The sequence below is a fragment of the Cytophaga aurantiaca DSM 3654 genome, from assembly GCF_000379725.1.
In the GTDB taxonomy this organism is placed as follows: domain Bacteria; phylum Bacteroidota; class Bacteroidia; order Cytophagales; family Cytophagaceae; genus Cytophaga; species Cytophaga aurantiaca.
Genome location: NZ_KB903664.1, coordinates 78,891 through 104,907 on the forward strand (window position 1 = coordinate 78,891; position 26,017 = coordinate 104,907).

The 26,017-nt window shown below is 36.7% G+C and carries 25 protein-coding genes; 14 read left to right on the forward strand and 11 right to left on the reverse strand.

The annotated features are described in order from the left end of the window. The first annotated feature begins 6 nt into the window (after window positions 1–6). Together ftsA and ftsZ are read left to right on the forward strand one after the other, a co-directional pair. Window positions 7–1,386, forward strand: a complete 1,380-nt coding sequence (ftsA, locus tag A3EE_RS0117330; RefSeq protein ID WP_018344707.1) for a cell division protein FtsA — start codon at window positions 7–9, stop codon at window positions 1,384–1,386. A 30-nt stretch (window positions 1,387–1,416) separates the two neighbouring features. Next, the gene (gene ftsZ / locus A3EE_RS0117335; RefSeq protein ID WP_018344708.1) at window positions 1,417–2,994 is read left to right on the forward strand and encodes a cell division protein FtsZ; all 1,578 of its coding nucleotides are present in this window, start codon (window positions 1,417–1,419) and stop codon (window positions 2,992–2,994) included. A gap of 55 nt (window positions 2,995–3,049) precedes the next feature. Here the strand turns inward: ftsZ and A3EE_RS0117340 are convergent, their stop codons facing one another. Beyond that, window positions 3,050–3,577, reverse strand: coding sequence for a hypothetical protein (locus A3EE_RS0117340; RefSeq protein ID WP_018344709.1), 528 nt, complete (start codon window positions 3,575–3,577; stop codon window positions 3,050–3,052). A 4-nt stretch (window positions 3,578–3,581) separates the two neighbouring features. Continuing rightward, window positions 3,582–4,106: an NADPH-dependent FMN reductase gene (locus A3EE_RS0117345; RefSeq protein ID WP_018344710.1), complete on the reverse strand. Its 525-nt coding sequence runs from the start codon at window positions 4,104–4,106 to the stop codon at window positions 3,582–3,584. Window positions 4,107–4,205: 99 nt separating this feature from the next. On the opposite strand from A3EE_RS0117345, the gene A3EE_RS0117350 reads away from it, so the two are divergent. The 3 genes from A3EE_RS0117350 (at window position 4,206) to A3EE_RS0117360 (ending at window position 7,794) form a co-directional block, all read left to right on the forward strand. After that, window positions 4,206–4,883, forward strand: coding sequence for a response regulator transcription factor (locus A3EE_RS0117350; RefSeq protein ID WP_018344711.1), 678 nt, complete (start codon window positions 4,206–4,208; stop codon window positions 4,881–4,883). After that, the gene (locus A3EE_RS0117355; protein WP_018344712.1) at window positions 4,883–6,142 is read left to right on the forward strand and encodes a sensor histidine kinase; all 1,260 of its coding nucleotides are present in this window, start codon (window positions 4,883–4,885) and stop codon (window positions 6,140–6,142) included. The genes A3EE_RS0117350 and A3EE_RS0117355 overlap by 1 nt, the downstream gene beginning before the upstream one ends. A gap of 161 nt (window positions 6,143–6,303) precedes the next feature. Further along, the gene (locus A3EE_RS0117360; protein WP_018344713.1) at window positions 6,304–7,794 is read left to right on the forward strand and encodes a hypothetical protein; all 1,491 of its coding nucleotides are present in this window, start codon (window positions 6,304–6,306) and stop codon (window positions 7,792–7,794) included. Between the two features lie 49 nt (window positions 7,795–7,843). Here A3EE_RS0117360 and rsgA read toward each other — a convergent pair whose 3' ends face one another. Continuing rightward, window positions 7,844–8,767: a ribosome small subunit-dependent GTPase A gene (rsgA, locus tag A3EE_RS0117365; protein WP_018344714.1), complete on the reverse strand. Its 924-nt coding sequence runs from the start codon at window positions 8,765–8,767 to the stop codon at window positions 7,844–7,846. After that, the gene (locus A3EE_RS0117370; protein ID WP_018344715.1) at window positions 8,764–10,032 is read right to left on the reverse strand and encodes a 3-deoxy-D-manno-octulosonic acid transferase; all 1,269 of its coding nucleotides are present in this window, start codon (window positions 10,030–10,032) and stop codon (window positions 8,764–8,766) included. Before A3EE_RS0117370 ends, rsgA begins: the two co-directional genes overlap by 4 nt. 90 nt (window positions 10,033–10,122) lie before the next feature. Between A3EE_RS0117370 and A3EE_RS0117375 the strand changes: the two genes are divergently transcribed. Beyond that, on the forward strand, window positions 10,123–11,388 hold the full coding sequence (locus A3EE_RS0117375; RefSeq protein ID WP_018344716.1) for an MFS transporter: 1,266 nt from the start codon (window positions 10,123–10,125) through the stop codon (window positions 11,386–11,388). A 229-nt stretch (window positions 11,389–11,617) separates the two neighbouring features. Here A3EE_RS0117375 and A3EE_RS0117380 read toward each other — a convergent pair whose 3' ends face one another. Both A3EE_RS0117380 and A3EE_RS0117385 read right to left on the reverse strand, forming a co-directional pair. After that, on the reverse strand, window positions 11,618–12,247 hold the full coding sequence (locus tag A3EE_RS0117380; protein WP_018344717.1) for a peroxiredoxin: 630 nt from the start codon (window positions 12,245–12,247) through the stop codon (window positions 11,618–11,620). Between the two features lie 34 nt (window positions 12,248–12,281). Continuing rightward, window positions 12,282–12,749, reverse strand: a complete 468-nt coding sequence (locus tag A3EE_RS0117385; protein WP_018344718.1) for a Fur family transcriptional regulator — start codon at window positions 12,747–12,749, stop codon at window positions 12,282–12,284. Window positions 12,750–13,262: 513 nt separating this feature from the next. On the opposite strand from A3EE_RS0117385, the gene A3EE_RS0117395 reads away from it, so the two are divergent. Together A3EE_RS0117395 and A3EE_RS0117400 are read left to right on the forward strand one after the other, a co-directional pair. Beyond that, complete coding sequence (locus tag A3EE_RS0117395) at window positions 13,263–13,745, forward strand: low molecular weight protein-tyrosine-phosphatase (RefSeq protein ID WP_026209849.1); 483 nt, start codon at window positions 13,263–13,265, stop codon at window positions 13,743–13,745. Window positions 13,746–13,771: 26 nt separating this feature from the next. Beyond that, window positions 13,772–14,635, forward strand: a complete 864-nt coding sequence (locus A3EE_RS0117400; protein WP_018344721.1) for a fructosamine kinase family protein — start codon at window positions 13,772–13,774, stop codon at window positions 14,633–14,635. On the opposite strand, the gene A3EE_RS0117405 is transcribed toward A3EE_RS0117400, so the two are convergent. The 4 genes from A3EE_RS0117405 to yihA form a co-directional block, all read right to left on the reverse strand. Next, window positions 14,618–14,932, reverse strand: coding sequence for a hypothetical protein (locus tag A3EE_RS0117405; RefSeq protein WP_018344722.1), 315 nt, complete (start codon window positions 14,930–14,932; stop codon window positions 14,618–14,620). The two genes, A3EE_RS0117400 and A3EE_RS0117405, sit on opposite strands and share 18 nt — an antisense overlap. Beyond that, window positions 14,925–15,503, reverse strand: coding sequence for a DUF5606 family protein (locus A3EE_RS0117410; protein ID WP_018344723.1), 579 nt, complete (start codon window positions 15,501–15,503; stop codon window positions 14,925–14,927). The genes A3EE_RS0117405 and A3EE_RS0117410 overlap by 8 nt, the downstream gene beginning before the upstream one ends. Before the next feature lie 36 nt (window positions 15,504–15,539). Next, window positions 15,540–15,908 (reverse strand): energy transducer TonB, encoded by a 369-nt coding sequence (locus A3EE_RS0117415; protein ID WP_018344724.1) that lies wholly within the window; start codon window positions 15,906–15,908, stop codon window positions 15,540–15,542. A gap of 62 nt (window positions 15,909–15,970) precedes the next feature. Then, window positions 15,971–16,570, reverse strand: coding sequence for a ribosome biogenesis GTP-binding protein YihA/YsxC (gene yihA, locus A3EE_RS0117420; protein ID WP_018344725.1), 600 nt, complete (start codon window positions 16,568–16,570; stop codon window positions 15,971–15,973). Between the two features lie 217 nt (window positions 16,571–16,787). Here yihA and A3EE_RS0117425 point away from each other — a divergent pair, with 217 nt between their 5' ends. From A3EE_RS0117425 to A3EE_RS0117445, 5 genes are all read left to right on the forward strand, one after another. Beyond that, window positions 16,788–18,824: an OmpA family protein gene (locus A3EE_RS0117425; protein WP_018344726.1), complete on the forward strand. Its 2,037-nt coding sequence runs from the start codon at window positions 16,788–16,790 to the stop codon at window positions 18,822–18,824. 10 nt (window positions 18,825–18,834) lie between these two features. Next, the gene (locus A3EE_RS0117430) at window positions 18,835–20,781 is read left to right on the forward strand and encodes an OmpA family protein (RefSeq protein WP_157447087.1); all 1,947 of its coding nucleotides are present in this window, start codon (window positions 18,835–18,837) and stop codon (window positions 20,779–20,781) included. 282 nt (window positions 20,782–21,063) lie between these two features. Beyond that, window positions 21,064–21,795, forward strand: a complete 732-nt coding sequence (gene ubiE / locus A3EE_RS0117435) for a bifunctional demethylmenaquinone methyltransferase/2-methoxy-6-polyprenyl-1,4-benzoquinol methylase UbiE (RefSeq protein WP_018344728.1) — start codon at window positions 21,064–21,066, stop codon at window positions 21,793–21,795. 26 nt (window positions 21,796–21,821) lie between these two features. Continuing rightward, window positions 21,822–22,508 carry a type IX secretion system protein SprT gene (gene sprT / locus A3EE_RS0117440; protein ID WP_018344729.1) on the forward strand — a complete coding sequence of 229 codons (687 nt, stop codon included), beginning with the start codon at window positions 21,822–21,824 and terminating at the stop codon, window positions 22,506–22,508. Window positions 22,509–22,611: 103 nt separating this feature from the next. Further along, on the forward strand, window positions 22,612–23,613 hold the full coding sequence (locus tag A3EE_RS0117445; protein WP_018344730.1) for a T9SS type A sorting domain-containing protein: 1,002 nt from the start codon (window positions 22,612–22,614) through the stop codon (window positions 23,611–23,613). Between the two features lie 507 nt (window positions 23,614–24,120). On the opposite strand, the gene A3EE_RS0117450 is transcribed toward A3EE_RS0117445, so the two are convergent. Further along, entirely contained in the window at window positions 24,121–24,735 is a 615-nt protein-coding gene (locus A3EE_RS0117450; RefSeq protein ID WP_018344731.1) for an outer membrane beta-barrel protein, read from the reverse strand. A gap of 152 nt (window positions 24,736–24,887) precedes the next feature. On the opposite strand from A3EE_RS0117450, the gene A3EE_RS0117455 reads away from it, so the two are divergent. Continuing rightward, window positions 24,888–25,871 carry a T9SS type A sorting domain-containing protein gene (locus A3EE_RS0117455; protein WP_018344732.1) on the forward strand — a complete coding sequence of 328 codons (984 nt, stop codon included), beginning with the start codon at window positions 24,888–24,890 and terminating at the stop codon, window positions 25,869–25,871. Window positions 25,872–26,017 lie beyond the last annotated feature (146 nt).

A 26,017-nucleotide genomic window follows, 5' to 3' on the forward strand; every position in this document is an offset into this window, starting at 1 on the left:
ACGCCCATGTACAAGGAAAACAATGAATCTAACGCTAATTCAAACGACAAAATTGTTGTTGGTTTAGATATTGGAACTACAAAGATTTGTGCCATTGTTGGTAGAAAGAATGAGTACGGTAAACTTGAGATACTTGGTATCGGTAAAGCTGTATCAGAAGGTGTGATTCGTGGCATGGTTACGAACATCAACCTTACTGTGACTGCCATTGAAAAGGCAATCAAAGAAGCTGCCGATCAATCTGGTATTGATATTGGTATCGTAAATGTTGGTATTGCAGGGCAGCATATTAAAAGCTCTTTACACCATCATGGTTTTAACAGACCAAATGGTGAAGAAGAAATTTCTGTAGATGACATCAATCGTTTAACTGCAGATATGTACAGAACGGTTATGCCGTTTGGTAATGAAATTATTCATGTAATGCCACAAGTGTATACAGTGGATTACGAAGAAAATATAAAAGATCCGGTTGGTATGACAGGTGTTCGTCTGGAAGCAGACTTCCATGTGATCACAGCAAATACCAATGCGATCAAAAATATCAATCGTTGTGTTCAGAAAGGTGAGCTTTCAATTGATAACTTAATCCTTGAACCGATAGCATCAAGCATGTCGGTATTGAGCGAAGAAGAAAAAGAAGCAGGTGTATGTTTGGTAGATATTGGTGGCGGTACAACAGACATCGCGATCTTCTACGATAACATCATCCGTCATACTGCAGTGATTCCGTTTGGTGGTGATATCATCACATCGGATATTAAAACAGGTTGCAACATCATGCACAAGCAAGCAGATGAATTGAAAATTAAATTCGGTTCAGCTTTAGCTAGCGAAGCACGTGCAAACGATATCATTACTGTAAAAGGGTTAAGAGATAGACCGGCAAAAGAGATTTCAGCTAAAAATTTAGCTTCGATCATTCAGTGCAGAATGGAAGAAATTTTGGAGTTGGTTCATACAGAAATTATTTGTTCAGGTTACGAAGATCGTTTAGCCGGTGGTATTGTTATCACTGGTGGTGGTGCTCAGTTGCAAAACTTAAAACAATTGTTCGAGTTAATGACGGGTCAGCATACACGTATCGGGTATCCGAACGAGCACCTGGGTAAGAGCAAAACAGAATTGGTTAAAAGTCCGATGTATGCAACTGCTGTAGGGTTGGTACTTGCAGGCTTCTGGTCGATCGACGAACGTGCAAATAAATATTCAGATGTAGTTGAAAAAACTTCGACGGCAGCACCTGTTGAAAGTAAGAACCAAAAAGTTCAAGAAAAAAATTATAAAGACGATACTAAATCCTTGTTTGGATTCAATTTGAAAAAAGCCAGCGATAGACTGAAAGGTTTGTTGATGGATGATATTGACGATAAACAAGACTATTAATAAATTCATTTTTACTAAACTTCGTGTCCTATGTATAAGTTTGATTTGCCAAGTCATCACAAATCCATCATCAAGGTTATTGGTGTAGGAGGCGGCGGAAGTAACGCCGTAAATCATATGTATAGCCAAGGCATCAAAGATGTTGAGTTCATCGTGTGTAACACGGATGTTCAAGCATTGGGTGGCAGTCCGATACCTAATAAATTACAAATAGGTATTGGCTTGACCGATGGTTTAGGTGCAGGTGCTAACCCTGAAAGAGGTAAGAATGCTGCCCTTGAAAGCAGAGAAGAAATCAGAGAAATGCTGAGCAATAATACAAAGATGGTTTTCATTACTGCCGGAATGGGCGGTGGTACAGGTACCGGTGCGGCTCCGATCATTGCAAAACTTGCAAAGGAATTGGATATCGTTACAGTAGGTATTGTTACTGCACCATTTGGTTTTGAAGGTAAAAAGAAAATCATGCAGGCAGAGCAAGGTATTGCTGAGCTGCGTATGTATTGCGATACGGTACTTGTTATTCTGAACGATCGTTTACGTGACATCTATGGTAACCTTTCTATTCGCGAAGCATTTGCAAAGGCAGATAATATTTTAACAACTGCTGCAAAAAGTATTGCTGAGATCATTACGGTTACAAGTGATGTGAACGTAGATTTTGAAGATGTTAAAACGGTAATGAAAGATTCGGGTGCTGCTGTAATGGGCTCCGGTATTGCAAGCGGAGAGGGTAGAGGTACACGTGCCGTTGAAGAAGCATTATCTTCACCGTTATTGAACAATACAGATATTACAGGTGCTAAAAAAATATTGTTATCTATTATGTATGGTCCGGATGCGGAATTACGTATGGATGAGTTATCTGAAATTGCAGATTACATCGAAGCACGTGCAGGTCTTGAGCAGGATACTATCTGGGGACAAGGTGTTGATCCGGAGTTGGGCGATAGTATCCGTGTTACGGTGATTGCTACAGGTTTTGAACCGAATAAAATGTCTTCTGAAACGAAAGTTGAAAAAGACGTAAAAAAATTCTATGATCTGGATAGTGCAAAACAGATCACCATATTTGATGCCATCGACGATAAAAAGGCACACGATTCAAATGTAGAATTGAATCAGGAAATGGCGAACAGAAATAAATTTGATACAACAATCAAAGATGTTTCATCGACTCTTTCTTTAGAAACAACAGAACCAACAAACACATACACGTTTGACTTCCCTACGCCTGTTACAAATAAGGTTCAGGAAGAAGTTGATAATAATCCAAAGGATGAAACGGAGTTTGTATTTGAGATTCAACAGGTAGCTCCTGAAACTCCCGTTACACCTACTGCAGAGACTCTGATGGCTGAAGAACAACGGAAAAAACTTGTTCAGCAATCAGAAGAAAGAATAAAACGTTTGAAGAGTTTAAACAGCAATCCGAATATTCCTCACGAACAATTCAAGGATATGCTTGACAGACCTGCATTTGAACGTAAGAATGTAAACCTGAAAGATTATCCGCATTCATCGGATAGAAATATCTCAAGATTTAATTTGAATGATGAGAATGAGATCTTAGGGAACAATAAGTTTTTACACGACAACGTAGATTAAAAAAACGTTGTGCTAAAATTATAGAGCCTTGGTTTAATTCTTTTAAACCAAGGCTCTATAATTTTCCTGATTTTTTTGAAGGAGTTGTTGCGGGAGCCTTCTTCTCTGCAGGGATCTCATCTTTATATAAGAACAAAGGTTGAAATTGGCTGTCACCAAAATGAAGCCATACTTTTTCTATATCCGTTGCTGAAAATATTTTATCGTAGCAGTAATACTGCATGTGGGTAGTACCCGGAGCAACCTGATACTTACACGCATATTCTCCGGTTGTTGCAGTTGTTAAAAAATTATATACCAATGTCCCATCTTTAAGCAAGATGTATATTTTAAAATCGTTCCATTCAATTGGCTCAGCTTTTTCATTATTCACCAAAGCCACACTCATAACGCTATACAGTGTGCCATCATTTTTTTTACTTTGATTAATAGAGCTCGGATATACACCCATGGTAAACTTTATAGTCCCCGTTGTATTTGAAAATACGCCCAAATAATACTCATTTGTTTGCTGAGCAAACACCTGTTTTGATAAGGCTACTATCAAAAGGCATATAATAAATAAAGCACCTGTTTTTTTCATTCTATTAAAATCTTAGAAGTTCTTTAGCTTGAGCAGAGATCAATTCTTTTACAAATGCATCTTTTATTTCACCACCAACAAAATTCTGCTCGATCTTTGTAATACGTGGTTTCGAAGCCAGCACATGCATTCCTAAATAATTTAAAATATCTGTAAGGTGGCTTAATGCCAGACTGCCGCCCATAACACCGGAAGATATACCAAGCAGTGCTGCTTTTTTATTTTTAAAACTGGCAGGATAATCCAAACCATCTATAAAAGCTTTTAATACTCCCGGGAATGACCCGTTGTATTCAGGCACTACAAACACAAACTTTTCAGCTTCCGCTATGGTTTTTTTAATGGCATTAAAGATTGCGTCTTTTCCCTGATTGTGATAAAGAGCCGAGAATAAATAGCTTTCCGGTAATTTATTTAAGTCAATCAATGTACATGGAACACCTTCCTTTTCAAGAAGCTTAATATAGTATTCGGATATTTTTAGTGAGTTCGAATTGGGCCTATTTGTGCAGGCAATAACACAGATCATGGTGCTTCAACTTTGCTTTAGATTGTTGATTTAATTTGTTGAAGTTAATTAAAAAAACTAAATTTAGTAGCAATGCTACACTAGTCAACGAATATAATTATGAAAATATTATTAATTGAGGATGAAAAGGAGTTAAGGCAATCCATTATTACCTATTTGTCTCATGAAGGCTATGTGTGTGAGGTTGCACGGGATTTCCCCGAAGGGCAGGAAAAGATGAATACCTATGCGTACGATTGCTTTATTATTGATTTAATGATGCCAGGCGGAAATGGTCTGGATCTGGTTAAAGAGATCAAAACAAAAAATATTAAAGGTGGTATTATAATCATTTCTGCCAAAGATACACTTGACGATCGCATCAAAGGATTGGATCTTGGATCAGATGATTACCTTACTAAACCATTTCACTTATCAGAATTGAATGCACGTTTGAAATCAATTGTAAGAAGAAGACAATTTGATGGCAATACGGATATTATTTTCAATGAAATCCGATTGATTCCCGAGAATCATGAAGTATTTGTAAACGATACACGTGTAACATTGACAGGAAAAGAATTTGATCTGTTATTATTTTTTGTATCAAACAAAGGACGTGTGTTACCTAAAGATTCTATTGCAGAGCATATATGGGGCGATCACATGGATCAAAGCAATTCATTTGATTTTATATACACGCATATTAAAAACATGCGCCGAAAACTTGTAGATGCAGGCTGTAAGGATTATTTAACTACCGTTTATGGTATTGGTTATAAATTTCAAACTGAGTAATGAAACTAACAGCTAAAAGCTCCATTTATTATTTAGTTTATACGCTTTTCATATTTACAATAGGAACGATTCTGTTCTATTTTTTAATACGTAATATTCTTTTTAATGCCATTGATGAAGCACTTCATCAGGAGAAAAATCAAGTAGTAGAAAATTTAAAATACGAAAAGGATTTTAAAGAAATACACAACAGTGATTTCATAGATATCATTGAAGTAAGTTCGGATAGTAAACTATACGACAAAGTTTATAATACAAGTATTTATAGTTACGAAAAGAAAATACGCATTGATTACAGAGAATTAAAAAGTGTTTACAGGCGTGGCGATCATTTTTATGAAATAACAATCAGACAATCATTAACGGAAGCCGAATCCCTGATCAGCTCGATTCTACCTATTGAAGTAGCCTTGTTTATGGGCTTGATCGTAGGAGTATTATTGATTAACGGATATATATCAAATAAAATCTGGGAACCATTTTACGAATTGATTGAACGTCTTAAAAATTACGATCTGGTGAATGTTAAAATCATTTCCTATAAAAAATCGAATGTGGATGAATTTGATGAATTGAGTGAGATTGTAGAAAAAATGACCACACGGATTTATCGGGATTTTAATAGTCAGAAAGAGTTCAATGAAAATTCGTCACACGAACTACAAACGCCTTTAGCAATTATTCGAAACAAACTGGAATTACTTATTCAATCCAAGAATCTACAGGATGAAGATATGGTTTTGATCGGGTCGGCCTTTCACAGTATTAACCGCCTTACACAATTAAACAAAGGCTTGATCCTGCTTTCAAAAATTGAAAACAATCAGTACTATGAACTATCCCGTATAAATATCGGACAGCTTCTGGAAACGTTGATGGTGAGCTTCGAAGAATTGATCGCAGAACGTAATATTCAGGTTGAGATGAATATTACAAAGACCATCATTATTCCTGCAAATCAGATTTTGGTTGAGACACTTCTGTTCAATATTATTTCAAATGCAATTAAACATAATCTGGAAGAAAACGGTAAGATTGTCATTGATACCATTTCAAAAAATGTATTGGAGATCTCAAATACCGGACGACCATTGCCGGTTGCAGCAGAGCGCATGTTTGAACGTTTTTTGAAGAGTTCCACTTCAGAATTGTCCGTAGGTTTGGGCTTATCGATCGTTAAAAAAATATGCGATCTGTATAAGTTTGACATAAAATATACCTGCGATGGAAATATTCATACGATACGAATTGAATTTTAATCCCTGCTTCAGTATAAGAAAATACGGAAATTCATTTACAGCAATATTATTTCAATCAACTTCTTAGTAACTTATAGAAATTTTATAAAACAGTATACATGCTTAAATAAAATCCTGTTAAGCATGTATGCTGTTTCTTGTGAATTAAGAATATTTATGTAATGAAAAAAATCAGTATCGTTATCTTTTTGCTTCTTTCTATAGGGACTGCATATGCGCAGCAGGATACACTGACACCACCTACTAAAAAAGCGATCAAACCTCAGGTTATAAAACCGCTGAAATTAGCACTGAATGAAGATGGCAGTCACTATGTGCAGTTCACAGGCCTGATCCAGGTGTGGGTACGCTACAATCAAAGCAATCCAAATTCTACAGTTAACGGTCAAGCCAATAATGCAAAGAATACATTTGATATCGGTTTAAGACGTGTGCGTTTCCAGACAATGGCGCAGCTAACAGACCGTTCGTATTTCTATGTTCAGATTGGGGAGAACAGTTACAATTATTTATCTGCAAGAAAATTCGGATTGTTTTTGATGGATGCAACCGGAGATTATGAATTCATAAAAAAACATTTAACAATCGGTGCTGGCCTTGGTTCATGGGTTGGGCCACTGCGCTATTCTGCACCTGGCGTTGGTTCATTGATGGGAATGGATGGTGTGATCTATCAGCAAACAACAAATGATCTGAACGATCAATTTGTGCGTAGGTTTATGGTCTATGCAAAAGGTAAGATCGGTAAACTGGATTATCGTGTAAGTGTTTCAAAACCATTTATCGTAAACAGTACTACAAACAGTCCTTCGAATATTACCGGCGGACAAGCAGGCATTGGTATACTTACAAAGGATGCAGCGAATGCAGGCATTAACGGATATATGCAGAACGATGTAGCGACCTTTTCTACAAGAGGTCCCAATCCGCAATTGAATACCTATTTAATGTATCAGTTTTTTGATCAGGAAACGAATAAGGTTCCGTATAATACAGGTACCTATTACGGAACAAAAAAAATATTGAATGTGGGTGGCGGTATTCAATATCAGAAAGATGCTATGTGGTATACACAGGCAAATGCATCTCATGCAAGCGGCATTGATACAGTCACACACCAATTGCTGACAGCAGGTATTGATGTGTTTTACGATGCCCCGCTCAACAAAGAAAAAGGAACAGCTATAAGTTTTTATGCGGCATATTTATACAGCGATTACGGAAAAAATTATGTACGTAATTTAGGCGTGATGAACCCGGCAGATGCTGGTCAGGGGTATAGCGGACAAAGTGCTGCAGCCGGTTCTGCAACACCTAGATTGTATAATAGTGGAGGCGGCAGCGCATATGCAATGAACGGTACAGGTAACACACTGTCTGCACAGATCGGATATAAACTGAAAGATGATCTGTTGGGCGAACACGGAACACTGATGCCTTATGTGATGACTCAGTTATCGACCTTTCAGTATTACGATTATAAGATCATGTCAACATTTGATATTGGTATCAACTGGTTGATCAAAGGGCATCACTCTAAGTTTTCATTGGATTATCAAAACAGACCGTACTTCTCTCAGAAGGCAGGTGAGTCCCCTAAAGAAACAACAAGAAGAGGGATGGTGGTATTACAATATCAGGTATCGTTCTAAGAACTGGATTGTATTAAAAAATAAATAGATTGAAAGAAACCCATTGCTCTTAGCGATGGGTTTCTTTTTCAAATAAGATACTGCAATAACTTTCGTAACGTGTCGGAGCAATAGTAAAGGCTTCAACAGCGTCTTTAACTTTACACCCCGGCTCGTTGGTGTGTCTGCAGTTGTGAAAGCGGCATTGTCCCATCAACTTTCTCATCTCCGGAAAATAATGCGAGAGCACATTGTCTTCAATTTCAAATAATCCCAATTCTTTAATACCCGGAGTGTCGATCACTTTTGATGTTTCATCAAGATCGTACATTTCTGCAAACGTAGTTGTATGTTTTCCTTTTTGTGAATGATCGGAAATGATGTCTGTCCGAAGCGCAAGCTCAGGAAATATTTTATTCACCAAGGTTGACTTACCTACACCTGAATGTCCTGAGATAACAGAGGTCTTACCATATAGCAGGGGCATTAATTCTTGCAAGCCATCTTCTTTTTCCATCGATGTTAAAATACATGTGTATCCCAAAGGCGTGTATACATCTTTTAAATACAAATATTCTTCCATCAATTCGTCGTTGTATAAATCTGATTTGTTAAATACAATAACTGCCGGAATACGAAATGCTTCACAGGAAATTAAAAAACGATCGATAAATCCAATCGAAGTTTTAGGTTGTTTAAGTGTTACCAGTAAAATACTTTGATCGATGTTGCAGGCAATTAAATGTCCGAATGCAGTTTTGTGTGAAGACCTGCGGATGATGTAATTGGTGCGGGGAACAATTGTAAAAATAACTGCCTCCGTTGGAGTTAACGGATCAATCGTCATTTCAACAAAGTCGCCTACTGATAAAGGATTTGTTACTTTCAGATCCAGATTTTTAAATTTACCACGTAAACGTGCATTGTAAAATGAACCATCTTCTGCTTTAACCGAATACCAGGATCCTGTTGATTTGTAAATTGTACCTTTCATCGGGTAGGCGTGTTGAAATTAAGAGTAGAGTCTTTTGATAAAGTATTCATGATGTGATCTGTGGCCCCACAAGCCTGCAGCATGGTACTTTTCAAACCGGATCGGATAGAATTCTGTAGTGTTATGGATTCATAAATCGTATTAAACTCTTTTGTAAATGTTTCTGTAGAGGTAATACTTTTTGCATAACCCAATTTGATCAGCCAGGCTGCTTCCGGAAACTTTTTTATTTTTGGTCCAAAGAAGATCGGAGAACCAAACACAGCAGGTTCTAAAATGTTATGAAGTCCACTGCCAAAGGCGCCGCCAACGTAGGCATAATCTGCATAGGCATAAATAGAGGAGAGCATGCCGATATTATCGATCACAAGTATATCCGCGTCTGCAGCTTGTTCTTTGTTGAAGCCTGAGTACAGTATACTTTTTTTAGTAAGCTGTTTTGTTACTTCCTCAATTTCTTTTGAATGAATTTCATGCGGAGCAAAAATGATTTTCAATTCTTGATCAAATGCATTTATGAATGGGATCAATACATTCATATCTGCTTGCCAGCCGCTACCAATAACCAACAATGGTTTTTGTTGTTTAAATGTTTCGATTTCTGTCAATTGTTTTGCTGCACGGGCTGTTTGTTGAACCCGATCAAAACGTGTATCGCCGGAAACAGACCAGTTCTTAAAACCGATAGATGTTAATAATTCACCTGAATTACGATCCTGCAAAAAGAAGTGCGAGAATGCATGCAGACGCTTGCGCATGAAGCCGCCGCCTGTGCGGAAGAACAATAGTTTTTTACGGAACACACCCGATATTAGAAACAAAGGAATTTTTTTATCTGCTATAGCATCCAATAGATTCAGCCAGAATTCATACTTCACAATAAATACAATAGCAGGAGAAAGGTCGTGTATGAAAGCCTGAGCTTCTTTTTTTGTATCTGCAGGTAAGTAAACAATCAGATCTGCCTGCGCGTAATTTTTACGCACCTCATAACCTGAAGGAGAATAGAAGCTAACAGCAATCTTGTATTCAGGATATTGTTTTTTCCATGCTTCAATTACAGGGCGCGCTTGCTCAAATTCTCCCAATGATGCGCAATGAAACAATGCGATCGGATCTTTGTATGAACTTCTAAAAGATTCAATTTTCGAAAAGGTTGCTTTTCTGCCTTCAGAAATAAATGCAGCTTTTTTATTTCCACCCAATTTGGCCAGCACAATCAGCCAATTGTACACATAAATTGATAAATCGTATATGAATTTCATAAGTAGTGCAAGGTACGAAATTGTAGATGTTTGATAAGCATGTATCTGTTTTGTATTTTGCGAGGATTTTTATTGAAAAGTAACATATATATGATATCAGATACTACGAATTCTACTGTTAAGAACGCCATAACCACAACCGTGCTGGTCGCGGCATTGGGCTATTTTGTGGACGTTTATGACCTGGTGCTGTTTTTGATCATTGGGGTTAAAAGCATTAAGGGCATTGGTTTTCAGGAAAATATTATTGAAGACTTCCAGAAGTTACTGGATATTCAAATGATCGGAATGCTGCTTGGAGGGATCTTCTGGGGGATTCTGGGAGATAAAAAAGGCCGTTTATCTGTTCTTTTTGGATCCATTATCATGTATTCGTTGGCAAATATTGCAAACGGTTTTGTGGATGTATTTCAGGATAAAGATCAGGCATTTTTAGCTTATGGTATTTTAAGATTTATAGCAGGCTTTGGTTTAGCAGGCGAACTGGGTGCAGGCATCACACTGGTAAGTGAAGTAATGAGCAAAGAGAAGCGTGGTTATGGAACCATGATTGTTGCTTCAGTAGGTGTAACGGGGGCTATTGTTGCGGCTTTGGTGGGTAAGTTTATGTCCTGGCAGACGGCTTATTTTATTGGCGGTGGTTTGGGTTTATCGCTGTTGTTGCTGCGAATAGGAGTGTTTGAATCAGGTATGTTTGAAAAATCAAAAGGAGAAAACGTACGTCATGGAAATTTCTTTGATCTGTTTAAAAATAAAAATACCGCATGGAAATACCTCTACTGCATTGTTATCGGATCGCCGATCTGGTTTGTCATTGGTGTGCTGATCGGTAGAGCGCCGGAGTTTGCTGCAGAAATGGGCATCAGCGGAACTGCTGTATTAGAGCGGGAGTACAGTATTATGTTTTGTTATACAGGTTTGGTTTTTGGAGATATTGCAAGCGGTGCACTTTCCCAATTATTGAAAAGCAGAAAAAAAGCATTTTATATTTTTTATACATTCTGTATCATTCAGATCTTAATTTATCTGAATCTGCATGATGTATCTGCAACCGTTTATTACATCATGATTACGCTGTTGGGCTTCTCTGTTGGCTTCTGGGCTATGTTTGTAACGGTGGCATCCGAACAGTTCGGTACCAATCTGCGTTCCACAACGGCTACTACTGTTCCGAATTTTGTAAGAGGTTCATTGGTGCCGATTGCAATGTTGTTTGATTATCTGAGTAGCCCTCAAAAATATAATAGCTTAACTACAGCAGCACTTATTGTTACAGGTTTATTATTCCTGATCTCCTTTGTCGCTATATACCGCTTACCTGAAACGTTTGGTAAGGATTTGGATTATGTGGAATAGTTTCCAGTTACTAGGTACTAGTTACTAGACGAAAGAACAGTACAGAATAACAAATGAGTTACTAGGCACTAGCTTCCAGTTGCTAGACAAAAGAAAGCATAGAGTAAAAGTAATAGCAAACTAAAAACTATATTATTCTGAATATTATATATTATAAACAAGAAAGTCCCGCCAATTAGCAGGACTTTCTTGTTTCATTGTCTAGAAGCTAGTACCTGGTAACTAGAAACTAATTCTTTGCTAAGTAATCAGAAACACCTTCAACAGTTGCTTTCATTGCTTCTTTGCCTTCGCCCCAGTTAGCAGGACAAACTTCGCCGAATTTCTCAACATGTTGTAAAGCTTCAACCATACGCAACGTCTCATCAATGTTACGACCCAATGGGAAGTCATTTACTGTTTCATGACGAACAATACCTTCTTTATCGATTAAGAATGTTCCTCTGTATGCGATCGGAGCACCAATGAAGATCATTAGTCCGTTGTCATCAACATCAAAATGACCACCTAATACACCGTAGTTTGTTGAGATAGTTTTTGCTGTATCAGCTACAAGTGGATATTTTACACCTTGTATGCCGCCTTTGTTTTTCGGCATAGACAACCATGCAACGTGAGAGTTTTCCGTATCTGTAGAACAACCTACAACTACAGTATCTTTTGCTTCAAATGCAGCAAGTTTTTCCTGGAAAGCTAAAATTTCAGTCGGACAAACAAATGTGAAATCTTTTGGATAGAAATAAAACACAACATATTTTTTGCCTAAATACTGATCCAATGAAAATTCTTCAACAACTTCGTATCCGTTTAATACAGCCGGCGCAACAAATGACGGAGCTTTTTTTCCTACTAATGACATATTTATTTTATTTTATAGTGAACAATTATTGATTTTACTGAATGGAAATTTTTTGTTTGGGATTAATGACTTCTGCTTTAATGTGTACCTGTAGTTCGTGGATGGTAAGATTGGTAAGCTTTTTTTTCTTGAGATACGCAGTTAATATTTTTTGCAATTCCGGATCATGGTAGTCAATGATTTCATCGGTATTGCAAAGGTATATATGATGATGCTGATGCGTGTTGAAATCGTATCTGCTTTTTCCTTCTTCCGATAAAACGCGGGTAATTAATTTTGCTTCAACAAAACTATCTAAGGTATTATAAACCGTAGCGATAGAAATAGAAGGGTTGTCAGAATGTATAAGCGTATATACTTCTTCTGCAGAAGGGTGTAAGTGAGTTTTTTGTAATGCATCATACACAACCAATCGCTGATGTGTGGCTTTAAGGCCATATTCAGTCAATTTATTTTTTATTTCTTCAAGCGAAATAGGTTGTGAAATGCTATTTTGAATCACTATTTGTTAATAATAATTATTAATTGATAATTAGTTACAATGATAATAAATCGTTGAAGGGAATCAAAATTATTTGAATAAAATTGATGTGCTTATGAAATCAAAAACGTTTAAAATTTTGATTTTCATTTGCAACATACATTCTTAGTAACGTTGAGTTACTTAATAAATGTATATTATCTAGCCTGGTGTGGAGTAAGTGGATAGTGGAATAGATCTTCAACTACCATAAACTGTTCGGTTGCTTTAAGGGCAATCGTCCAATTATAAAAATTAGCAGAAGTGTACGTTTTCATTAGAAAACTTATAAAAATAAGTAAGTAAAGAGTGAAAACTTTTGCGTAAAATGAACTCTGTTTTTTCATTCGGGTATGTTAAACAAGTTAACAATTTGGTGCAATATAGTACATCTTAACGGATGTTAATCGAAAAAGATATACTAAATATTGAATATTCAACGGTGTTAATTTGTTGGATTTTCTGTTACTTTGTTATACAAGTAAATACGATTGAATGAATCAAATTAATGTACTTTTTGTGTGTCTGGGGAACATTTGCAGGTCTCCAATGGCAGAAGGAATTTTTAAAAATGTAGTTGAACGGGAAGGTTTGGCTCATCATTTCAATATTGATTCAGCCGGAACAAGCACATATCATATCGGTGAAAACCCTGATATTCGGGCAATAGAAACATGTGGAAAAAAAGGTGTAATCTTACGCCACAAAGGAAAAGAGTTTAAGGCCACTGACTTACAGCAACAACATTATATTCTGGCAATGGACAAAAGCAATTTTGCGAACATTTCCAGGGTGTTTCCTGACGTACCTTTTCCGGCTAAAGTTTTATTGATGAGGGATTTTGATGAAGAGTTTAAAGGAAAGGATGTACCGGATCCATATTATGGTGGCATGGATGGATTTTCTGATGTTTTTGAGATGCTTGAACGTTCATCCTATGAATTATTAAGCTATATTCGCAGAGAACATTCAATCTGATAGAAGAACACTGAATTTGTGTACTAATGAATAAAGAAACGATAGAATCCTTATTAATACAAGTGGCAGGCGCAGACGTAAAAGTCCATGAAGTGCGCCCTATCGGAGGAGGAAATACCAGCAGAGCATTTGCTGTAAAATCTACTCAAGGAAATTTCTTTATCAAGACCAATCGTGCAGGTTTGGTTGATATGTTCGAAAAGGAAGTACGTAATCTCGAATTGCTGAGAAAAGTACTTCCGCATAATACGCCCGAAGTTGTTGGTTTTGGTACCGTTGATCACATCAGTTATTTTATTTTAAAACTGATCGAACCTGGTAAACGTGTGCCGGATTTTTGGGCAGACTTTGGCAGAACGCTTTCTGAATTACATAAAGTAACAGGTACTACATTCGGATTAGAGTATGATAATTATATCGGATCTCTTCCTCAATCAAATAAACAAAATGCCAATTGGGTTGATTTTTTTCTGAACGAACGAATCATGCCTCAGGCAAAAAAAGCCGAAAAAGTTTTGGGCCCTGAGATCATGGCAATGATCGATAAAGTAGGAAACCGCTTACCTGATTTACTTACTCAGTCGAGACCAACGTTATTACACGGTGATTTGTGGAGCGGGAACTTTACCTTAAATCAGAAGGGAACAGTTTGCTTAGTTGATCCCGCAACCTATTACGGAAATCGAGAAATTGAAATTGCCTTCACTAAATTATTTGGTGGTTTTGAAGATGAGTTTTATGATGCCTATAATGAGGTATTGCCTTTAGATAAAGGCTTCTTCGATACACGTGCAGATATTTATAATCTTTATCCGTTATTGGTTCACGTTAACTTATTCGGTGGCTGGTACGTCGCTTCTGTTAGAGAAACATTAAAGCGGTTTATCTAGATCCGAATCAGAAGAATAGGCTCTGCGAATCTTCATTTTTTGTATTAAGCGCTCAACAATGAGTGTACATAAGCGTTGTGCGATCTCGCCGCTGTCCGGAATGCCTTCAAAAATTTCTTTTACTTTCTTTTCGGATACATCAATTCGATACAAACCATTCCATAAAGTTGCTGTATCTTTTTCCAGTAAAAAATGAAGTTGCTTTGTTAGTCTGGCCTTAAAAAGAGAAACATCCGGAGTATCTAGCTCCGGATGTTCTGGTATAGGAATTTCAAATATTTCTAAGGATTTATTCACCTTTTGCTTTAGCCGCTTTTTTAGCTGCTGGTTTTTTAGCCGCTGCTGCTTCTTTTGCAGGAGCAGCTTCATCCTTTTCTTTTTTAGCTGCTGCTTTTTTAGCCGGAGCAGGTGTTGCTTCTGCTTCAACAGTTGCAGCGGTTGAAGTTTTTTCAGCTTTCTTCTCTGCAGCTTTCGGAGTTAATACTTCCGGAAAATTAGCAAATAATATTGCGTACCAGTTTGCTAATTTTTTAATATCGGAAAGGTAAACTTTTTCGCGATCGTAATCAGGTAGAACAGAAGCAAGGAAAGCGCCTAGTTCATCATCAGATGACTTAGGTGTTATTTTAGTATCAGCACCATACTTCGCATTGATCTTTTGTAAAATTGTTTCTAATGCAACGGATCCTTCTTTATCAGTTGTATAAATTGAAATTTCATTCAAGATAGAAACGCGTTCATTTGCACCTGCAACAAAACGTTTTTTTGAAGCATCAATTGCTTCAAGGATTACACCATTTTTAGTTGGTTTAAGTATTTTGAATAAACCACCTCTGCCTGATACAGCTGCTACTTCTCTTAACTCCATTGTAATTTTAATATGATTGGTACTGTTGATGATTAATTATAATTTGAAATATACCGGGATGCTTGTTTGCTGTTTAAAACCAGGCGCTTTGAATTTTAATAATTTCACGATTCGCGCTGCTTCTTCGCCACAACCACCACCAATATTTTTTACTACAGTGATATTGGACATTGTACCATCTGCTTCTAATACACCTCCTACAATGCATTCACCTTGAATTCTATTTCTTTTTGCTGTTGGCGGATATAAAAGCTGAGAATTAATAAATGCATACATAGCAGTCTGTCCACCTTCATAATATTGAGCAGCAGGTACAGCTTTTGTTGGTGTACCTTGAGCCTGAATTTCATTGTATGAAATCATGGCAATTAAACCTAGGGTAAGAACAAATAAGAATTTTTTCATAATCTGAAATTTGGTTACGGTTTAGTTTGCAAGTATAGGGAAAATCATTGTAAGTATCCCCTTTAATTTGAAATCTGTTTGTTGATTGCTGTTATATATTCTAATAACTCGTCTTTTCCTTTTCCTGACTCAGACGAGGTTATTATAATTTTGGGCAATTCCTCCCAATCTTTGCTCAATTCTGCTTCCCAAATAGCAATATTTTTAAGGCTTTGAGAATTTGAAAGCTTATCAATTTTAGTAAGGATCAAACTAAATGGTATTCCATTGCTGGCTAACCACGTAATTTGTTCCATATCCGATTTCAAAGGAGCATGTCTGGAATCTACAAGTAAGAATACGTTGGTAAGGTTACTTCGGTTTTTTAAATAATCATGAACCATCATTCCCCACTTAATTCGGCTTGATTGACTGGCTTTTGCAAAGCCGTAACCAGGTAAATCGGCAAGTATCCATTTATCCTCAATATTGAATAAATTGATCAATTGCGTTTTTCCGGGCTTTGACGAGGTCATTGCCAGGTTTTTAACGCCCGTAATGGCATTAATGAGAGAAGATTTTCCAACGTTTGATCGTCCAATGAATGCATATTCGGGCGTAGACATCTCCGGGCACTTTTTGTAATCATCGTAGCTACTGATGAATTTTGCATTCATTTTCATATGGGCTCTATTCTGTTATTGATAATGGGTCTACAATTTACTAAAATAAATGCATACGATGGACTTCGATTGATATTATTCATCCATTTTTAAAAAATAGGAGTAGGAAGTGAAAAATAAAGTTTTTTTCAGAAAATTGTATAATTCAAACGTAACCTTTACATTTAAGTTCGTGTAAAAGAAGAAATATAGATTATTTCTAGAAATTTTAAATATTATGGAATCGACAAATTACAGATCATTCATATTCAAAATCCTATTTTTTGCTTATTTACTTTTAAGTCTTTCCTACATTACTCAGGCTCAGAATGAAAAAAGGTATATTAAGGATGGCGATGCAGCAAAAGCTGCAGGCGACAATCCTACTGCTTTACGATTATATTTAGAAGCGTATAAATTAAATAAAACGAATGCGAGTTTAAATAATAAAATAGGTATACAATATATAAAATCAGATTACCCGCATAAATGTTTATCTTTTTTTGAAAGTGCGTATAAGCTGGATCCTAAAGTTGATCCGGATATTTTATTCAATTTAGGCGTAGCTAATCAAGAAAACCTTCGTTTTGCTGAAGCAATTGATTTTTATACACAATTCAGAGCAACCTTACCATCTAGCAGTCCTTTGCTGAAAAAAGTAGACAGACGTTTGTACGAATGTGCCAATGGCATTGAATTCATGGCCAAGCCGGTTGATGTAAAGATCGAATCTGTTGGCAAGGTATTAAATTCAACATCTCCTGATTTTGCACCGGTTATCTCTGCCGATGAAAAAGTAATGATCTTTACTTCAAGAAGACCGGGAAGTACCGGTGGCTTGCTGGATGAAACAGGGCAGTATTATGAAGATATTTACATATCTAAAAAAGTAAACGGACAATGGGGAACGCCTCAAAACATTGGTGCGAACATCAATACAGATGGACATGATGCAAGTATAGCCTTGTCTGCAGATGGTTCGGAATTGTTTATCTATAAAGACGATGGTTCCGGAGATATTTATTATTGTAAGGAACGCCCGGATGGTTCATGGTCTAAACCTTTGCCAATTGAAGGCTCTGTGAATAGCCGATCATCGTATGAAAATGCAGCAGCCGTTTCTCCGGATGGGAACACCTTGTTTTTTGCTAGTAACAGAGAAGGCGGCTATGGCGGCCTTGATTTGTATATGGTTAAAATGAATGATAAAGGTTTTTGGGGCAAGCCGGTAAATTTAGGACCGGTTATCAATACAGAAGAAGATGACGAAGGTCCGTTTATGGATTTTGATGGTATGACCTTATATTTCTCTTCCCGTGCACATAAAGGGATGGGGGGCTATGATATTTTTAAAACCTATTACGATTCTACAAGATCTGAATGGACCGATCCGATTAACATGGGGTATCCAATCAATACTGCAGATAATGATATTTACTTCGTATTGTCAGGGGATGGTTCTCACGGGTATTATGCATCTGCTAAAGATGATGGGGTAGGTGAAAAAGATATTTACATGATCTCAATGCCTCCAAGAGAAGATAAGCAGGCCTTGATCGCAAAAATGAAAGCGATGAACCTGGATGTGCAGCCGGTTGTAACTACTCCGGATCCGCTTCCTGTTCCTGTTGTTGCCACGGCTATGCTTCCGATCACCATTAAAGGGGTGATCAAAGATGCGGATACAGGTTTGCCAATTGTAACATCCATTCAGCTTACAGATGCAAATGGAGAATTAGTTGCTGTTGTACAAGCGAACGATAAAGGGATGTATTCCTTTGTAGTGCATAATGCAGCTGCTACACAATATACTTTGTCTGCTGAAAAAGACGGGTACGGCTTTGTGAACAAAACATTCAATGTGCCTGGACAAACATCAAGCGCACAGGAGATCACTCAAAACTTGGCGTTGAAGAAGTTAGCTGTTGGAAATATTTATGTATTGAGAAATATCTATTTTGATTTTGATAAAGCAACGTTGAAACAGGCATCTAATAAAGAACTAAATAATTTATTACAGTTGCTTGAGAAAAATCCGGGTATGCAGATCGAAATTTCAGGACATACCGATAGCAAAGGCTCGGATGAATATAACAGAGTGTTGTCTAAAAGACGTGCGCAGGCAGTTGTAAACTGGCTGGTTTCAAAAGGTATCTCTAAAGACCGCTTAAGTTATGAGGGCTATGGAGAAACAAGACCGTTGGCGTCCAATGATGATGAGGAAGATGGTAGGGAATTAAACAGAAGAACAGAGTTTAAAATTATAAAACAATAATACTGCTGTAATGAAAATGTTAAAATATTTTTATACTGTTTGTTTAATTAGTTTAATATTCTCATTACAGAGTGTTGCACAAAACACGAAGATTTTAGTACGTCCGGGCGAACGTTGTTTCAGCAAGGAGCAATATAAAAATGCGTATCCGTATTTTGAACAGGTTTTAAAAACAGATCCGGATAATTTAAATGCTTTATATAAAAGCGGTGTATGTAATCTGCATAGATTCTCCAAAGAGCAGGCGCTTATTAATCTGGAGAAGGTATATGCGAAGGATTCAACATACAATAAATACTTATATTTTTGGTTAGGAAGAGCCTATCATTTGAATTACGATTTTGAAAAGGCCTTTATTTTTTACAATAAGTTTCAACAGAAAATCTCTAAAAACAATATTCAGTACAAGGAAGTTGAAAGGTATAAATACCAATTAACGTGCGGTGCAGATTATATTTCAAATCCATCGAATTATAAAGTTCAAAATGTTGGTGCTGCAATAAACTCCAGTTATTCTGAACACAGTCCGGTATTATCACAAAACGACACCTTACTTTTATTTACGTCAAGAAGAGCCAATGTGATTGATACAAAAGAAGAATATGACGGAGAACCATTCGAAAATATTTTTTATTCGCATAAACTTGATTCTGTTACCTGGTCCGCACCTGAATCGTTTCAATTAAATACTTCCGGTCACGACGCCTCTATTCAATTGTATGATAACGATACAAAATTATTTATATACAGTTATCTGCATGGCGGCGACATTTATACAACGGAGAATAAAAACGGAACATGGAGTACACCGGTTTCTTTGGAGGAAATTAATTCAATAGATTTTGAAGCGGATGTATTTCTCACTGCAGATGGTAAAACGTTGTATTATGCTTCAAACCATTTCAAGAAAAACGGAGATTTAGATATTTATTATCTGACTAAAAATACGGATGGTACCTGGAGCAAACCTCAGGCGCTTTCGTCAACAATTAATACCGACGAAGACGAAGATGCTCCCTATATCAGTGCGGATGGAAGAACGATGTATTTCAGCTCTCGCGGACATACCAGTATGGGTGGTTATGATATCTTCAAATCAACTTTGGATACAGCAACAGGGGCGTGGAGCAAACCGGTTAATTTAGGGTATCCTGTAAATACTCCGGATGAAGATCTGTATTTTATATTAAGCCACACCTCGGAAAAAGGATATCTGTCGTCTTACAGAACCGGTGGTTATGGTGAAAAAGACATCTATGAAGTCATCGCTATTGAAGATGCAGTGATTAAAGGGCAACTGGTAGATAAAAATAATTCACCTGTAAAAAGAGACGGATTAATTGTTCAGATTATACCTCTTGAAACTGCTTCTAAAAATGCCAAATCAACGCAGGCTACAGTATTGAATGACGGAACATTTGATGTGTCTGCCTTGTCAGATAATAATTATTCTGTATTTGTTCTTGACGGGAGGGATACCATTGCACGCGATACCTTGCATATAGCATTGATCGGTGAAAAGAACAGAGCGGTTAAGTACAACTGTGTGATCCCGGATAAACAAGTAAATGAGAGTACGGCTCCTGTAACTGCTGATACTACTGTTACTACACCGGTTGCTGCTCAAAAAATACAGCAAACGTTTTATTTTGCTGTCAACATATCCACTGTAGGACCTTCAACCAAAGCAGAATTGAGAGAGCTTGTCTCTATTTTGGAGAAAAATCCGAATGCAACGATTTCCATCAGTGGGCATGCCGATGGCTCCGGTCCTGAATCTGTGAATACAACATTGGCTCAAAAAAGAGCAGCAAATGTTAAAGAGTATTTAGAGTCAAAAGGAATACTTGCTTCCAGAATTAAAGTCGCTTCTTATGGGTCGACAAAACCTGTGGCTACGAATGATACAGAAGCCGGCAGATCCAAAAACAGAAGAGTCGAGATAGTTGTAGAGTAGTTGAATTCAATGATTTTATTGTGATTATGCTTCATCCCGTAGGGATGAAATATCTGTAGAACATCTATCCCAATAATTATTTAATGTACGGAGCTCCGTTTAGGAGCGACTGATAACGCCTTTATAATATACCGTCCCAATGGGACTTGTAAATTTTTATTTATTTAATTCGTAATTTCTACAGATATTATGTCCCTAAAGGGACTGCAAATAAAGAAAGAGCACGGATTTTTCTGATAACTGACAACTGACAACTGACAACTATTTTGTACCTTTGCGCCTATGTCAGTAACAATTAAGCCATACCAGGAAAAAGAGAGTGAAAAACGTGAGCAAGTAGAGCTTATGTTTAATAATATTTCTCCCAAATACGATTTATTAAACCGTGTTTTAAGTTTAGGAATTGATAAAATATGGAGAAAGCAAGCACTCAATTTGCTTAAAAAAGATAAACCTGCCTACATCTTAGATGTTGCTACAGGTACTGCAGATCTGGCAATCGAAGCGGCAACAAGGCTAAAGCCAACATCTATTGTAGGAATTGATATTGCAGAGAACATGCTGCAGATAGGCAGAGAAAAAATTGCAAAGAAAAATCTGGACAACATTATCCGTTTGCAAAAAGGCGATTCAGAAAAAATTGAATTTGCAGACAATACTTTTGATGCAGTAATCGTTTCCTTTGGTGTACGCAATTTTCAACATCTTGAATTGGGATTGTCTGAAATACACCGGGTGCTTAAACCAGGCGGCAATATTATGGTTTTAGAGTTTTCTAAGCCTCAAAAGGCCCCTTTTAAGCAGGTATATCAGTTTTACTTCAAAAATATTTTACCAATGGTAGGGAAGCTGGTATCCAAAGATACAGCAGCTTATACCTATTTGCCGGACTCGGTAAATGCCTTTCCGGATGGTAAAGCATTTTGTGCGATTCTGGAAAAAATTGGATTTAGTGTACAGCATTATAAGCCCTTTACATTTGGCGTATGTACATCGTATGTCGGGAAAAAATAAAAGAAATACATAGTTTACATAATTGCATGAAATCCTTCAGCCTGCTCGTATTATCCTTATTTGTTATTCTTAAAGTTCAAGCCCAGGATCCGAGATGGACAAACCTGCCTTTTTATGATGATAAATTCATGCATTATGGGTTTACATTAGGGGTAAATGCTTCGGGTTTTAAATCAAAAGTATCTTCAGACTATTTAAGTAATCCTGCTGATACAGCGATGAACGTTACTCCAACATACACCCCCGGCTTTTCTTTGGGTTTTATCGTGAACTTTCGCTTGCACGATCACTTTGATTTGCGTGTATTGCCAACGGTGGGTTTTTACAGCCGCAGCATTACATATGACTTTGCAAATAGTTCTGAAACACAGTCTATTGAATCCACTTTTATGGAAATTCCACTGATGTTAAAGTATAAATCTATGCGCAGAGGAAATTCAAGAATGTATGTACTGGGCGGTTTTAAGGCAGGAATTGAAGCGGGAGCGAAGAAAAAGCAGCGTAAACCGAGCGATTTACGTACCAATGGCTTTGATTTCTGTCTGGATATGGGGGTTGGTATGGATATTTATTGTCCGTTATTTAAATTCTCCCCCGAAATACGCTTTTCCCACGGCTTGTTAAATCTATTAAATAATGATCCAAATATCTATAGTTCAAGTTTATCGAGGTTGTCTTCCAATACCATATCGTTATTTCTGAATTTTGAATAATTGTGGAATATTATTTAGCTAAATATGGATTATAGGTATAAAAATTTATATATTTGAAATACGATTGACAACAATTAATTAAACAAAATAAATTCAAACTAGTATGAAAAAAGTTTTACTTTCTTTATCAATGCTTGCAGCTGTAATGGTTGCAAATGCACAAAATCAAGTTGTGCTTTGGAATTCAGCAAATGGTGCTACTCAAATTACAGGTGTTCCTTTTAACTTCGGTGTTCCGGATTCAAATCCGAACAACCCAAATGTAGCAAACCCTCCAGCTATCGATGGTGGTTTGTTTGTTGATACAGTTACTGTTTCTGGTGTACAAACAATCACAGCAACAGGTTCTCGTTCAGCTGCATCAGGTGGTTATTATGTAGGTGGTATGGGTAATGGTTCATTCCAAACAGCTAACGTTGGTAAGCCTTGGGGAACAAATGTTACTGGTACTCCTGGATCATCAATGGCTACTTACTACTTCAACTTCAAAATTAAAAGTGCTAGCCCGGGACCAAAAATTAAGGTTCAATTAGAATCAAAAGATTCAACGAACGTTCAAGGTTATATTGTTGATCTTTCAGCTGGTACAACTGGTGGTAACTATCAAACAGTAAGTATTGCTTTAGGTTCTTTCAGTAATACAATCGGTCAGTATGGTGATCCAATCGGAACTACTGGTAACTTCATGACGAAAGCATTTGCTGATTCACTTTTCAAAGTAGGTTTCTCAGTAAACAATGCTGGTTTAAATGGTGGTGAAGGTGCTGTATCATTTACTATCACTGATATCTGGATCAGTACTTCTAAAGCTGGTATCGTTGCTTCAACTTCAGCAGCTGCTGCTAACATTGCATCTTCTGTAGTTTATCCTAACCCTACATCAGGTGATGTTAAAGTTAACATTACATTACAAAATCCTGCTTCAGTAACAATGATCGTTACGGACATGGTTGGCAAGCAAATTGCTACTAAAAACTTCGGTACAGTTTCTTCTCTTAGCGATGCTTCAGTATTTGATGCTGCTGGTTTAGCTAAAGGTATGTACACTGTTACGTATGTTTTAGATGGTACTCCTGCTAAAACTGAATTAGTAGTTGTTAAGTAATTAACGATTCTCTAAAATATTAAAAACCCTGATCGGTAACGGTCAGGGTTTTTTTATTGCCTTGTCTGAATGGATGTAAGGGTAAAAAAGGATTGTTTACTAGAAGCGGTTATTGTTATTTTGATGAAAAGTGCAACTTAAGAATTGCAGTCTCACGGGGCAATTGGAATTTATATCCACAATGGCGATTGGATTCCTCTGGAGTTTATTACTAATTGGTATTCAATTTAATTTTGAATTATCACTAATAAATATATTCAATAAAATAGTCGATAAGGTGTAATGACTCCGGAGGAGTACATATCTATAAAAACCTGCGAACACTATTATTGCACGCACGGAACTCCAGTTTAGGAGCGACTGATATCGATTAATATAACTGATATCGATTAATATAATAGTCTTTGTGCGACTCTACTATTATCTTTTTGGTGTTACAGATATTTCATTTCTACGGAATTACGCAAAATATTGTAACTAAAAAAACAAAATTGACTGAAAACAAAACTATCTAAAACTATATCCTATAGATAAGGTTGCATTTAAACCATTGCATCGAACATTTTTTGCTTTATTAGTAGTGTTTTTGAGTTCATATACATTTCCTGTTTGCATTGCATAACCCATCATGAAAGAGGCATAAATTTTATCTGAAGGATTACATAAAACACCTACGTTAATTGCAGGAGACAAAACAAGCGAATTCGGTTTCGGATCAAGTGTAAGTGGAAGAGAACTAGAATTATTTTTATTATGTCCGATGTTGCTCATGAAGCTTAATGCACCATCTATAAAAGGTTTTAGCTTGCTACCATTAAATACATAGCGTACACCAACAGGTATGCTAAGATATTGTGCATGATACATGTTATATGAATAATATGGTTTATATAAAGAGTTTGAAAAAGAAAAGGATACATATTCTAGTCCAGTACGTATTTTCCAGTGCGTATTTAAACCAAAAATAAATTCTACACCAAGTTTAGAAGCGGAGCTTGGTCTTAGTGATGTATCAGGAACATGTTGTAAAGGAAGGATAACCCCTCCCGTAAATCCAATTGAGATCTGAGAAAATGATTGGAATGAAATGAAAATAAGTAAACAAAAAAAGATTTTTCTCATAACTGATTCATGGCAGGAAATATATTAAAAGAACTGAGTTTAGTAAACGTAAAACGCCTCTACAGTTTTATTTATTATGCATCGACATTAAAATTTATATATTTGAAATACGATTGACATCAATTAAGTAAACAACATAAATTTAAACTAGTATGAAAAAATTTTTACTTTCTTTATCAATGCTTGCGGCTTTAATGGTTGCAAATGCACAAAATCATGTTGTACTTTGGAATTCAGCAACTGGTGCTACTCAAATTACAGGTGTTCCTTTTAACTTCGGTGTACCGGATTCAAATCCGAACAACCCAAATGTAGCAAACCCTCCAGCTATCAATGGTGGTTTGTTTGTTGATACAGTTACTATTTCTGGTGTACAAACAATCACAGCAACAGGTTCTCGTTCAGCTGCATCAGGTGGTTATTATGTAGGTGGTTTCGGTAATGGTTCATTCCAAACTGCTAACGTTGGTAAGCCGTGGGGAACAAATGTTACTGCTTCTGGCGGTTCACTGTCTGTTTACTACTTCAACTTTAAAATTAAAAGTGCTAGCCCGGGCCCAAAAATTAAGATTCAATTAGAATCAAAAGATTCAACAAACGTTCAAGGTTATATTGTTGATCTTTCAGCTGGTACAACTGCTGGTAACTACCAAACAGTAAGTATTGCTTTAGGTTCTTTCAGTAATACAATTGGTCAGTATGGTGATCCGATAGCTACTGCTGGTAACTTCATGACTAAGAAATTTGCTGATTCACTTTACAAAGTAGGTTTTTCAGTAAACAATGCTGGGTTGAATGGCGGTGAAGGTGCTGTTACATTCTCTATCACTGATATCTGGATCGGTAATGATATTCTTTCTACTGCTGCAGCTGCTAACATTGCATCTTCTGTAGTTTATCCTAACCCTACATCAGGTGATGTTAAAGTTAACATTACATTACAAAATCCTGCTTCAGTAACAATGATCGTTACGGACATGGTTGGTAAGCAAATTGCTACTAAAAACTTCGGTACTGTTTCTTCTCTTAGCGATGCTACAGTATTTGATGCTGCTGGTTTAGCTAAAGGTATGTACACTGTTACGTACGTTTTAGATGGTACTCCTGCTAAAACTGAATTAGTAGTTGTTAAGTAATTAACGACTCTCTAAAATATTAAAAAAACCTGATCGGTAACGGTCAGGTTTTTTTAATATTTTAGAGAGAAACTTATGAGGTCTTTTAATAATCACCTCGACATATCCAAATCATTTTTTGTTTATTGGTAAGACCTCATAGGTTT

Coding starts and splice junctions, on each gene's coding strand:
- ftsA (WP_018344707.1), top strand. CDS start 7: ATGTACAAGGAAAACAATGAATCTAACGCTAATTCAAACGACAAAATT.
- ftsZ (WP_018344708.1), top strand. CDS start 1,417: ATGTATAAGTTTGATTTGCCAAGTCATCACAAATCCATCATCAAGGTT.
- A3EE_RS0117340 (WP_018344709.1), bottom strand. CDS start 3,577: ATGAAAAAAACAGGTGCTTTATTTATTATATGCCTTTTGATAGTAGCC.
- A3EE_RS0117345 (WP_018344710.1), bottom strand. CDS start 4,106: ATGATCTGTGTTATTGCCTGCACAAATAGGCCCAATTCGAACTCACTA.
- A3EE_RS0117350 (WP_018344711.1), top strand. CDS start 4,206: ATGAAAATATTATTAATTGAGGATGAAAAGGAGTTAAGGCAATCCATT.
- A3EE_RS0117355 (WP_018344712.1), top strand. CDS start 4,883: ATGAAACTAACAGCTAAAAGCTCCATTTATTATTTAGTTTATACGCTT.
- A3EE_RS0117360 (WP_018344713.1), top strand. CDS start 6,304: ATGAAAAAAATCAGTATCGTTATCTTTTTGCTTCTTTCTATAGGGACT.
- rsgA (WP_018344714.1), bottom strand. CDS start 8,767: ATGAAAGGTACAATTTACAAATCAACAGGATCCTGGTATTCGGTTAAA.
- A3EE_RS0117370 (WP_018344715.1), bottom strand. CDS start 10,032: ATGAAATTCATATACGATTTATCAATTTATGTGTACAATTGGCTGATT.
- A3EE_RS0117375 (WP_018344716.1), top strand. CDS start 10,123: ATGATATCAGATACTACGAATTCTACTGTTAAGAACGCCATAACCACA.
- A3EE_RS0117380 (WP_018344717.1), bottom strand. CDS start 12,247: ATGTCATTAGTAGGAAAAAAAGCTCCGTCATTTGTTGCGCCGGCTGTA.
- A3EE_RS0117395 (WP_026209849.1), top strand. CDS start 13,263: ATGAATCAAATTAATGTACTTTTTGTGTGTCTGGGGAACATTTGCAGG.
- A3EE_RS0117400 (WP_018344721.1), top strand. CDS start 13,772: ATGAATAAAGAAACGATAGAATCCTTATTAATACAAGTGGCAGGCGCA.
- A3EE_RS0117410 (WP_018344723.1), bottom strand. CDS start 15,503: ATGGAGTTAAGAGAAGTAGCAGCTGTATCAGGCAGAGGTGGTTTATTC.
- A3EE_RS0117415 (WP_018344724.1), bottom strand. CDS start 15,908: ATGAAAAAATTCTTATTTGTTCTTACCCTAGGTTTAATTGCCATGATT.
- yihA (WP_018344725.1), bottom strand. CDS start 16,570: ATGAAAATGAATGCAAAATTCATCAGTAGCTACGATGATTACAAAAAG.
- A3EE_RS0117425 (WP_018344726.1), top strand. CDS start 16,788: ATGGAATCGACAAATTACAGATCATTCATATTCAAAATCCTATTTTTT.
- A3EE_RS0117430 (WP_157447087.1), top strand. CDS start 18,835: ATGAAAATGTTAAAATATTTTTATACTGTTTGTTTAATTAGTTTAATA.
- ubiE (WP_018344728.1), top strand. CDS start 21,064: ATGTCAGTAACAATTAAGCCATACCAGGAAAAAGAGAGTGAAAAACGT.
- sprT (WP_018344729.1), top strand. CDS start 21,822: ATGAAATCCTTCAGCCTGCTCGTATTATCCTTATTTGTTATTCTTAAA.
- A3EE_RS0117445 (WP_018344730.1), top strand. CDS start 22,612: ATGAAAAAAGTTTTACTTTCTTTATCAATGCTTGCAGCTGTAATGGTT.
- A3EE_RS0117450 (WP_018344731.1), bottom strand. CDS start 24,735: ATGAGAAAAATCTTTTTTTGTTTACTTATTTTCATTTCATTCCAATCA.
- A3EE_RS0117455 (WP_018344732.1), top strand. CDS start 24,888: ATGAAAAAATTTTTACTTTCTTTATCAATGCTTGCGGCTTTAATGGTT.